Source organism: Haliscomenobacter sp. (assembly GCF_965225875.1).
Taxonomy (GTDB): domain Bacteria; phylum Bacteroidota; class Bacteroidia; order Chitinophagales; family Saprospiraceae; genus Haliscomenobacter.
This window is the reverse complement of sequence record NZ_CBDDBS010000002.1, coordinates 2,254,382-2,265,738: the sequence shown is the minus strand read 5'-3', so window position 1 is coordinate 2,265,738 and position 11,357 is coordinate 2,254,382. Positions and strand designations below refer to the sequence as shown.

Sequence of the window (11,357 nt, the reverse complement as noted above, 5' to 3'; positions counted from 1 at the left end):
ACAAACAATAAGCATTTAAACCACCTGCATCATGCTAAAGATCTTTCAAATTGGAATTTTGCTCAACTTAATCTGTGTTATGTCCAATGCACAAACACCCTCTGAAATTCCACTTTATCCAGGCCCCATTCCCAACTCAAAACCCACAGCGGCAAAGGAAAGAGTTGACAAAAGGCCAAATGGTACCCGGTTTATATTCGGTACCGTTGAGCCAACTTTAACTGTTTATGTTCCACAAAAACCAAATGGGCAAGGCGTCGTAATTTGTCCCGGAGGCGGCTACTCGGGCACCGCCATTGACCATGAAGGGTTCGACGTTGCCAAGGCTTTTAATGCCATAGGTGTGGCTGCTTTTGTGCTCAAATACCGTATGCCACTGGACACTTCCTGTATTGATAAAAGTCTTGCCCCACTCCAGGATGCCCAACAAGCCATACGTCTGGTGCGCAACAATGCGGCGAAATGGAAGGTGAATCCGCGCAAAGTGGGGATCATGGGCTTTTCGGCAGGCGGGCACCTGGCTTCCACTGCGGCGACTCACTTTTACGAAAATGCTGATCCTAATGAAAAGGATACGACCAGTGTTCGGCCTGATTTTGCCATTCTGATTTACCCGGTCATTAGTCTCAGCTACGAATTGGCACACGGGGGCTCCCGGAATAATTTGCTGGGGGTAAAACATACCACGGCCCAACAGTTCAAATTTTCCAATGAACTTCAAGTAACGGCTCTTACGCCACCAAGCTTTTTGGTACATTCCGCCGATGATGGAACGGTGAAAGTGGACAACAGCATTGCTTTTTACCAGGCCTGCAACAAGTTTAAAATTCCAGTAGAAATGCACCTTTACCCAAAGGGGGGACATGGCTACGGTATGAACAATCCAACGACTACGGATAAGTGGTTTGATCGACTGGGGAATTGGTTGAAGAGTTTATAATATTTTTGGTTGAGGAGTTTAGAAGTTGAGGAGTTTAGAGTGGTAGCCCTAAGTCACTGCGAAGCTTCAACTTCTTAACCCTCAACTTCCTAACTTAAATAAAACCGACTGATGATGAAAAAGAGCACCTTATCCATGTTGGTGTTGGCACTTAGTGCTTTGCTGTTCAATCCAACCTTTGCCCAAAAAGGAGCCAGCACAAGTTTCGAGCAAGTAATCGCGCTGCGCAATGTGGGCACTCCCATTCTCTCTCCTGATGGTCAACACATCCTCTATACCGTGACCAGTACGGACTGGAAAGAAAACGGCTACGATACCGAAATCTGGCTGGCGCGCAATGGAGAGGAACCTTTTCAGTTGACCCGGAGCAGTAAAAGCAGCAGTACTTCCCCGAAGTGGTCGCCCGATGGGAAATGGATCGCTTTCAGCAGCAGTCGGAACGATAAAAATCAAATCTTTGTAATTCGCCCCAATGGTGGTGAAGCGCAACAAGTGAGTTTTGAAGAAGATGGGATAGGCGGTTTTGAATGGTCGCCGGATGGCAAACAATTTGCCCTCTTTAAACAAGACCCAGAGAGTAAAGAAGAAAAAAAACGCAAGGAACGCTTTGGGGGCTGGGCTGCTGATGATGCAGAATACCGCCTCTCTCACCTTTGGCTATTGGACTTTAAGCCCGATTTGCTCCCCTCACCGAATGAAATGCCTTGCTACGAAGAGAAAAAGGATTCAAGCAAAAAAAGCGATTGCATCAATTACCCCAAAGCTGTACGCCTCACCGAAGGCCCCTTTACCATCAGCAACTTTGATTGGTCGCCGGATGGGAAAATGATCGCTTACACCCGACAGCCCAATCCATTGATCAATTTTTCGCTTTACTCCGATATTGAGGTGATGGAGGTGGCGAGCAAAAAAGTGGTTTTCAGTGTGAAAAATCCATCCGTGGACAATTTTGCGGCCTGGTCTCCCGATTCCAAAAAGATCCTGTACACCAGCAACCTGAATGACACTACGGCATATTATTACAAAAACGATCAGGTGCTGGTGGTCGATTTGCAAGGAGGAAAACCCAGTCAACTGGCTCAGTACTTTGATGAAGACATCAGTGCTTTGAGTTGGAATGCTGCGGGCGTCTTTTTTACTGCTTTTCAGGGTGCCAAAAGGTGGCTTTTCCAACTTGACCCCCTCAGCGGGCAATACAAAGCATTGCTCAGTGGGAACGAAGTGCTGGGCGGCTACAGTTTTTCAAAAGACGGCAAAACCCTGGCTTATAGCAGCTCCAGTGCTACCACCCTCGGTGAAATTTTCAAAACGCCAGTTTCGGTTCTCAAGCCTGTGCAGATAACCCAGATGAGCAAACAAATTGCGGGCTGGAAAACTGCGCTGAGTGAAGTGATTCGTTGGAAAAGCAAAGACGGTGCCGAAATAGAAGGAGTGCTTCACAAACCGCAAAACTACGATCCCGCTAAAAAATACCCATTGCTGGTGATGATCCACGGCGGCCCGACTGGTATTGACTTGCCTCAGCCAGTACCGGGCAGCGTTTATCCGGTAATCCAATGGCTGGAAAAAGGAGCCCTGGTGTTGCGGGTGAATTATCGGGGTTCGGCAGGCTATGGCGAAAAATTCCGCTCACTCAACGTGCGCAACCTAGGGGTAGGCGATATGTGGGACGTGATGTCGGGGGTAGACCACCTCATTGCCAAAGGCATGGTAGACGAAAACCGTATGGGCTGTATGGGCTGGAGCCAGGGTGGCTACATCTCGGCATTCCTGACCACCAACACCGACCGCTTCAAAGCGATTTCGGTAGGCGCTGGTATTTCCAACTGGATGACTTATTACGTCAACACCGATATCCACCCCTTTACGCGCCAATACCTGCAAGCTACGCCCTGGAGCGACCCGGAGATTTACCAAAAAACCTCGCCGATGACGAACATCAGGAACGCCAAAACGCCTACCCTGATTCAGCATGGGGAGTTCGATCGTCGGGTGCCCCTTGCGAATGCATATGAGTTATTGCAAGGCTTACAAGACAATCGGGTACCCGCAAAATTGGTGGTGTACAAAGGTTTTGGCCATGGCATCACTAAGCCAAAGGAAAGATTGGCAGCCATGTGGCACAACTGGGAATGGTTCAATAAATATTTGTGGGGGGAGGATGTGGTGATGGGGGAGTAGGGCAAAATCTTTACCTTGCCGTACAGGTTTAATTCATTCCAGTCGTCTTTTCAAAAACAAAACAATGAAAAATAGTCTTGCCAAGTGGCTTGTTACCCTCTGCTGTTTAACGACCATGACCCAAATTTCTGCCCAAAAAGTAAATGTCGTCTCCAAGCCGGGTGAACGGAAAGTCGACATTTTGGTGGATGGAAAACCCTTCACTTCCTACATCTATCCGAGTGATTCGGTGCTCAAAAAACCGGTACTTTTCCCCGTATACACCCCTCAGGGTACGATGGTAACCCGAGGCTACCCGATGATGCCCCGTGCTGGTGAACGAGTGGATCACCCCCACCATGTTGGCATCTGGCTCAATTACGAATCAGTCAATGGTAATGATTTTTGGAACAATTCCACCGCCATTAAAGACCGCTCCAAATACGGCACCATCAAACACAAAGCGATACTCAAAACCAAAAGTGGCAAAGGAAAAGGTTCTTTGTCGGTAAGCACCGATTGGTATTTGTCGGATGGCAAGGGCAAACATGTGTTGGTTGAAAAAACGGACTTCGACTTTTATGCCCGCCAAAATCTACGCATCATCGACCGCAGTACTACCCTTACTGCTCAGGGAGATACCGTGCATTTTAAAGATGTAAAAGATGGTTTTTTCGCCATTCGACTGGCTCGCGAATTGGAGCACCCTTCCAATGCAGCTGATAATTTTGTGGATGCCAACGGCATTGTAACCCGGGTAGAAAAAATGGACAACACCAACATCACCGGGAATTACCGCAGCAGCGAAGGGATCGAAGGCGAAAAGGTGTGGAGTACCCGTGGCAAATGGATGAACCTAAGTGGCCGTATTGGCAATGAGGACATTGCCGTTTGTATCATCGATCATCCACAAAACCTGAAATATCCGACCTATTGGCATGCGCGGGGGTATGGGCTTTTTGCTGCGAATCCGCTGGGTGCCAAGATTTTTTCCAATGGCAAAGATGAACTCAACCTCAAATTGGCACCAGGACAATCGGTGACCTTTAAGTACCGGGTAGTGGTGGCTACCGGGAAATTGAGTGATGAGGAGATCAATGGATTGGCGAAGGAATTTGGGGGGAAGTGATCGCAAAGTTAGCATAGAACCTGAGCGGCATTTTGTTATCACAAAGGGAAAAAAGAGGATACAAAGGACACAGTGTTAGACGTTGACGACGCTTTGTGTCTTTTGTGTCCTCTTTGTTTTTCCTCTGTGATAAAAATTATGTCGCTTTAGCAATCCTTCACTCCGTGCGCCACACCGCACCGTACTCCTCAACCAAAACATTATCATAGTGATCCGCTTGTTCAAACAGGTTTTGGAACATCTTGAGACCCGTTTCAACATTCAAATACCGATCATGGATGATCAGCGAAAGGATGATGGCCTGGTCTTTAATGCTGAGTGAAAGCCCTTCCAGGATATAATTTTGGCGCAGTAAAAATTCGTAAAGTGGCTTAATGTTGGTTTTGGGCAAGGAGCAAAGATAGGCGTCGCCCGTAATGATGCCATTGCCTTCGTGGTAGTGGATATTGATTTTGGCACTGCCCTGAGTGATGGTCCAACAATTGGGGCCAGAACGGGAAAGTGGGGCTTGGTGCCCTGCTTGTTCGATCATTTCTTCCAATGTAGCAGCCACGCCCATGGGGTCAAATTCCTCAACCCCATCAGGCAAACTCAACTTAGCACCACAATGGGGGCAATACTGTCCTTCAATGTTGGACTTGAATACGCCATTGCTACAAGAATGACACCGTACCCCCAATTGGCCATTTCCTTTTTGAAACTCAGCCAAAGCCTCTGCCAGGTGTTGCACCGGCAAACTGATGCCAATGCTGTTGCCATCTTTTACCTTAAAAGTATTGACGCCGACCACTTCACCTTTTTCATTGATCAATGGGCCGCCGCTGTTGCCTGGGTTAAGGGCTGCATCGTGCTGGATGTACAAAATCTGCTCGATCTCATGCCGCGTATTGGATACGATGCCCTGACTAGCAGAATATTTGAATCCAAATGGGTGACCAACTGCAACCACCGTATCACCCTGGCGAACGGGGCTATCCACTCCTAGTTTGATGCTCGGCGTATCGGTAGCCGGAGCCGCAACAAAGGCCAGATCGTGCCGCTCATCAATGAACAAAACCCTGGCTAATTGTTTGGGAAAATGCACACCATTGATCACTACCTCGCGGTTGTCGCGCACAATATGCTCATTGGTGACAATGATGCCAGCATCACGCAGATAGAATCCAGTGCCAATGAAGTAAGGTGTGGCGATCTCAATAACGACAGAATGGTATAGGTCGATGGCGTTTTGCATGCTATACTTAATAAAATTTGCGGCTGAAAGATAGTGAATAGTGAATTTAAAATCTGTGCTTTTATTTCTTTTCCGTTCCTGAGCTGTTTGTTTTTTAGGGCAAGGAGCTATCTTTGCGCTTTTAAAACCATACGGCATGACCGAATTTTTACAGTACATCTTTGGTTCCGATATCCAAGCAGGCCTCCTAGTGGTGCTCAATCTCATCATCATCGAGAGTCTGCTTTCGGTAGACAATGCCGCGGTTTTGGCCACAATGGTCATGGATTTACCGGCCCATCAACGCAGTCGGGCCCTGCGTTATGGCATCATTGGTGCTTATGTATTCAGAGGCCTTTGCCTGATTTTCGCGGCATGGTTGGTCCAAATTTGGTGGTTAAAGCCAGTAGGAGGTTTGTATCTTTTGTACCTGACGTACAGCTATTTTAAAGGGAAATCCACTCCAGATGACCCATCTGACGACTATGTTGATAAAAAAGCCAATTGGTTGTACCGTGCCACGCTGGGGTCGCTGGGGCAGTTTTGGGCGACAGTAGCATTGGTGGAATTGATGGATCTGGCCTTTTCGATCGATAATGTCTTTGCAGCGGTAGCCTTTACTGACCGGATTCAATTGATTGTAATAGGCGTTTTTATCGGCATTTTGGCGATGCGTTTTGTGGCACAGGGTTTTGTGGGTTTGATGGAACGCTTTCCTTTTTTGGAAACCGTCGCATTTATCGTGATAGGTATTTTGGGCTTGAAATTGACCTTGTCGGCGATTAGTCATTATTTCCCGGGGTCGACTATGGCTATCCTTACCGACGGAGAAACTGCCGACCTGTACACTTCGATTTTGACAGTAGCCTTGTTTGTTTTGCCTCTGGCCAGTGCCTATTTTTTTAACTGGCCGGAACGGAGAAAATAATTTTCGAAATAGTAGAGAGCTGACTACTCTAATTTAGGTATTTACACTGACTTACGCTTGTTTTTGTCAAATTGTGACTATCTTTAAGTGTTTTTTTTTGCAAATCATTGATCTCATGAAAAAGTGGTTCCCGAAGCTGTCAAGTGCAGCTCAAGCATCATTATTTGGAATAAGCTTCCTACTTCTTCCCTTCTTGTGGCAGCACACCTGGGTGAAAAACCAAAAAGGTGCTAATACTGTCGCACCAAATTCCGTGCCAAAGATTAGTGCAAAGCAGAAAAAATCATTCAGTGGTGTTGCCTGCTTGGATGAGGTGAGAATTACCCTTGGAGCAGATTGTGCCTTCAAGGTAACGGCCAACATAGTCGCCGAATTCAATGCCATAGATTGTAATCCGGATGGTATGGAATTATTGATCACCGACAAAAGTGGCAAAGCCGTAACCAACAACCGCCTGACCGGAGAACACGCCGGGCAACGGCTCAAGTATTTTTTGAGCCATCCCATCTGTAACCCTGAAGGCTGCTGGGGGATCATTGCTGTTGAAGATAAAAACATGCCCCGGGTAGACCTAGTGCAGTTTGATACAACTCCAGTTATTTGCAATAAGATAGAAACCATTCTAAATAACCCCAAAACCATTGGCCACACCACTCGTACCAGTAGCCCTCGCCAATTGATTCCGGGCACACTTTTGAATTACTCTGAGGTAGAGGACAACGTCCCCAACCTGGGTATTGTAAAATTCGCCAACTGCGACCCTGATTGCCCACTTACCATTAAATGGAGTGACCGACTCATCGTGTACGGCTGTGATTCTTTGGCCAAAAATGGTCTCTATGCGCGTATTTTCCGCACCTGGGTAGCCACCAACTGCAAAGGAAAATTCATCGATACGGTTCAAACCATCAATGTTTGTCGTCCGCCTGTTTCTGATTTCTATTTCAATGGACCGGATACGCTGGGTTACGACCGGGTTGTAACCTATGCTTCTTGCACGCCCAATAAGGCCTTGATTCGACGCATTGATGTTACTCCATTTGCAATTAAAAAACGTGGCTTGTCCGGTACGGTTATCGACACCATGTTTCTGGATAAACAACCCTGTAGTTACTCCATGCAGATCAAAGACCAGGAGTTCTCCATCTGCGATGGACGGGGATTAAAAATTGACCGCCAGATTTACATTTTTGATTGGTGCAATGGAGGCATAGTGGATACCTTCCACGTGTTGATCAAAATTGGGGATTTTGAAGCACCTGTAATCAGCATGCCGCATCACCCGGTTGAATTGTCTACCGGACCGATCAATTGTGAGGCCTCTATCCCTCTAAGCGTTAAGGGACTAAAAGAAGCAATTGGGGTTGATGTAATCGACAATTGTTTCTTGTCCAACCTGAGTGTTAAAGTCAAGAGTGAAGATTTATACACCAAGGGTTTTCTTGTAGCAACTAAAAAACCTGGTGAACCCTGGTTTGAGACTACTTATCCCATTACCAACGGTGCACTCGGTGGCCTGAATCCTGGCCGCCATTGGGTGATCATTGATGCTTTTGATGCCTGTTACAACAGTGTGAAAGATTCAGTGATGATTACGGTTGCAGACCGGATTTCGCCGATTATGGTGATCAACGATGAGCTGCACGTTTCATTGAGCAATGGCCTCAATAGCATCCGAGGATACGCCAAGGCTTGTGTAGGAGATGTGAACGAAGGCTCTTCAGACAATTGTAACCTGAAATGGATGAAGGTACGGCGCAATGTGCCACAAAGCTGCGTACAGTCTTTCATCGGTAAAGGGTATGATAGCAATAACAATGGAACCCTGGACCCACTCCCCGCAGATGGTGACTGGACCAAAGCTGACGGATTTGACTATGATGGAGATGGTAAGCTGGCCAGTTTTGGCGAAACCTTTGTGAAGGCTGATGATGGAAGATTGTTCAGCCCTTTAATGGCTTGTGCTGATTTTTTCTGTTGTGATTTGGCTGCAAAAGTAACCATTGAGTTGTGGGGTGAAGACAATAGTGGCAATCGGAATTTTGCCTGGGCTGAGATATTATTGGAAGATAAAATTGCACCACGTTGTGCGGCTCCCTACGATGCTACCATTTTTTGTACGGATAAATGTATCGGATCAATAGACGATCAGGCTGCGGCCAACAGTTGCTTCGGAGATGTAATTGTATTGAGTGGAAATGACTGTGAAAGCAACGTCGATACGACGTACAAAGTCATCAAAAAACTGAAATGTGGTGTTGGTACCATTGAGCGCATTTGGACCATTACCAAACAATCGACCAAAGGACCAATGTCGACCACCTGTACGCAGATCATTAAAGTTTTGCCGCTGCATGAATACAACATTTGTTTTCCCAAGGATGCAGATCAAAAAACCTGCGCCAAACCATTGGTGGATAGTTTGGTCAAAGACGAGCTCGCCTGCGACCTGCTTACGGTCAATGTAATCGATAAACGTTATGATGCCTCTGATAATGAATGTTACAAAATCTTCCGCACGTTTACGGTATTGAACTGGTGTGCTTATGATGACCGTTGTGGCGACCCGATGAGCGTTGATCACGTGTATTCGGTAGATCGGGCCGTGTTTAACAATTATGGCAAAGCACCTATTTATGTTTTGGTAAGAGACAAAGACAAGAATGGTAATGAGGAATTTTGGTTGTCCCAAAATTTGGTTCCAGCGGAAAATGTGGATATACCATTCATTCCTGCCTTCTGCGACCAAGCCTACGTAGGTAGCGAACTGGGCAGACCCACTGGTGAATATTTCCACTCCTTTATGTATACCCAAATCATCAAGGTTTACGATGAAGAAAGGCCTTTGGTGAATATTCCCAAGTTGGATAAAATTCCTTCCCGACCCACGGATTGTAAAGCAGATGCGATCATCAATTTTACGGCCAAGGACAATTGTACCGATAAAGTGGAATTGGAGCGGGCGCAACTGATGGTAGCACCTTTCCAAACGCTCGATCCTGGTTTGATGATTCCTTACGCCACTCCGCGCTGGAATATCCGGGAGAGTGCTGGCAATGCTTATCAAGTGACGATTCGCGATTTGCCTGAAGGCAAACATGATCTGATTGTGGTCGTTCGTGATGAATGTGGCAACCTTAGCTTACCTACGCGGATTCCATTCGAAATTCGTGACTTGAAAGGCCCCGCACCAATTTGTACGAATGGCTTGAGCACCGACCTGATGTCAGATGGCAATGGTGGGGGAATGATTTCGGTTTGGGCTACGGATTTTGTTGCGTCCAAAATTTACGATTGTAATGGACAAGGCCCTGAAACGCTAAACGGGCTGAAATTGGTAACCAAATACTCGATCAACCGGGTAGGCGAAACACCCAACCCTAAACAAACTGGGCTGAATTTGACCTGTGCTGATGCAGGGGTCACCATCAATGTTGAAGTTCACGCCTGGGACGAGGCAGGGAACCACGATTTCTGTGTGACCTATCTCCTTGTGCAAGACAACCGCAAGGTGTGCCCGGCAGGCGCGAGTTATACGGGCGAAATCAGTGGTTTGATCACCACTTTGGATGCTGAACCACTTTCCGACATAAATGTCCAAGTTAGCGGCAATGCCAGTCAAAGCCAGAACTCGGATGCTACGGGCAAATTTAACTTCTCCAAATTACAACTAGGAGCAGATTACACCATTACCCCGCAGTACGATAAAGCTTATTTGAACGGCGTATCTACCCTGGATTTGGTGCAAATCCAAAAACATATCCTGGGAAGCCAACTCTTCAAAGATCCTTTCCAAATCGTTGCTGCTGATGTGAACAGTTCCAAAACCATTACCACCATCGACGTGATTTTGGTGCGCAAATTGATTCTCGGGATCGAAGATAAATTCCCTGCTGCGCCAAGTTGGCGATTTATACCTTCGTCTTACAAATTCCCCGACCCAAGCAACCCCTGGAAAGAGGAGTTTCCGCAGTTCATCAACATCAATGACCTGAAAGATAAAGCTAGTAGCGATTTTGTAGGGATTAAAATGGGGGATGTGAATGGTAGTGCTACCAAAAGTACGGCAACTGCCAGTTCCTTGCGCAATAGCCAGGCTCTACACATCAAAGCAGAACAACTTAACCAAGTGCAGCAAAACTTTAATGCGGGAGAAAGTTTGACTTTGGCATTGAGCTCCACGGAACTGGCTTCCGTACAGGGATATCAATTCACGCTAAACTTTGATCCAAAGTTGTTGGCTTTGGAAAACTTGGAATACCACCGCATCAAAGCCGAAAACCTTGGCGTTTTTGCCCGGGATGGAGCCATTACCCTGAGCTGGGCCGGAAATGGCAAACAACTCGCCTCCGAGGAAACCTTATTGGTCCTTCACTTTAAAGCAAAAGCTGGCGGTAATCTTCCAGAAGCTTTTCAGCTCAATGGCCGCCGCACTCCTGCTGAAGCCTATACCCATAGTGACGAAGTCATTGGGGTGCAGTTGGATTGGGGTAAGGCCCAGGTGAGCCCAGCCGGAGCCTTGCTACAACAAAACACGCCCAATCCATTCAAAGAAGAAACCACAATAGAGTTTAGCCTGCCAAAGGCCACTCATGCGACCCTAAGTATTCGGGATGTAGCCGGGCGTTTGTTGTGGTCAAACAGCAGTTTGTTTGCCAAAGGAAGCAACCGGATCAACATCAATGCGGAAGCCTTCAAGGGCAATGGGGTACTTTATTATACCCTGGAAGCAGATGGTTTCACCGCTACCCGTAAAATGATAGTCCTGGATTGATTGATTTTTTACTGGTACAACACAAAGTGGGGAGCGAATGTACATTTTCTCCCCACTTTGTATTATACTTGTTGGATTACTTGTATTTTTCTTCTTAAGTAACGTAGAAAAATTAACTTCCCGATTTGGGTTTTGAATAGGAAGTCGAACGCTTCATTTCAAGTGAGCTTTCTATTCAAAAGCCTCAAAAAAATCGGGAAGTAATTTTTTGCG

6 protein-coding genes are annotated in these 11,357 nt (G+C 46.7%); 5 read left to right on the top strand and 1 reads right to left on the bottom strand.

The features are described from left to right. Window positions 1-31: 31 nt before the first annotated feature. The 3 genes from ACO08K_RS11710 to ACO08K_RS11700 all read left to right on the top strand — a co-directional run bounded on the left by ACO08K_RS11710 (window position 32) and on the right by ACO08K_RS11700 (window position 4,229). Window positions 32-940 carry an alpha/beta hydrolase gene (locus ACO08K_RS11710; protein ID WP_421796580.1) on the top strand — a complete coding sequence of 303 codons (909 nt, stop codon included), beginning with the start codon at window positions 32-34 and terminating at the stop codon, window positions 938-940. 114 nt (window positions 941-1,054) lie between these two features. Beyond that, entirely contained in the window at window positions 1,055-3,121 is a 2,067-nt protein-coding gene (locus ACO08K_RS11705; protein WP_421796579.1) for a S9 family peptidase, read from the top strand. Window positions 3,122-3,185: 64 nt separating this feature from the next. Further along, a complete protein-coding gene (locus ACO08K_RS11700) occupies window positions 3,186-4,229 on the top strand; it encodes a PmoA family protein (RefSeq protein WP_421796578.1) in 1,044 nt (347 codons plus the stop codon). Window positions 4,230-4,386: 157 nt separating this feature from the next. Here the strand turns inward: ACO08K_RS11700 and ACO08K_RS11695 are convergent, their stop codons facing one another. Beyond that, complete coding sequence (locus tag ACO08K_RS11695; protein ID WP_421796577.1) at window positions 4,387-5,463, bottom strand: trypsin-like peptidase domain-containing protein; 1,077 nt, start codon at window positions 5,461-5,463, stop codon at window positions 4,387-4,389. 136 nt (window positions 5,464-5,599) lie between these two features. Here ACO08K_RS11695 and ACO08K_RS11690 point away from each other — a divergent pair, with 136 nt between their 5' ends. Together ACO08K_RS11690 and ACO08K_RS11685 are read left to right on the top strand one after the other, a co-directional pair. Continuing rightward, a complete protein-coding gene (locus ACO08K_RS11690; protein ID WP_421796576.1) occupies window positions 5,600-6,370 on the top strand; it encodes a TerC family protein in 771 nt (256 codons plus the stop codon). A gap of 253 nt (window positions 6,371-6,623) precedes the next feature. After that, on the top strand, window positions 6,624-11,144 hold the full coding sequence (locus ACO08K_RS11685; RefSeq protein ID WP_421796575.1) for a T9SS type A sorting domain-containing protein: 4,521 nt from the start codon (window positions 6,624-6,626) through the stop codon (window positions 11,142-11,144). The last annotated feature ends 213 nt before the right edge of the window (window positions 11,145-11,357 follow it).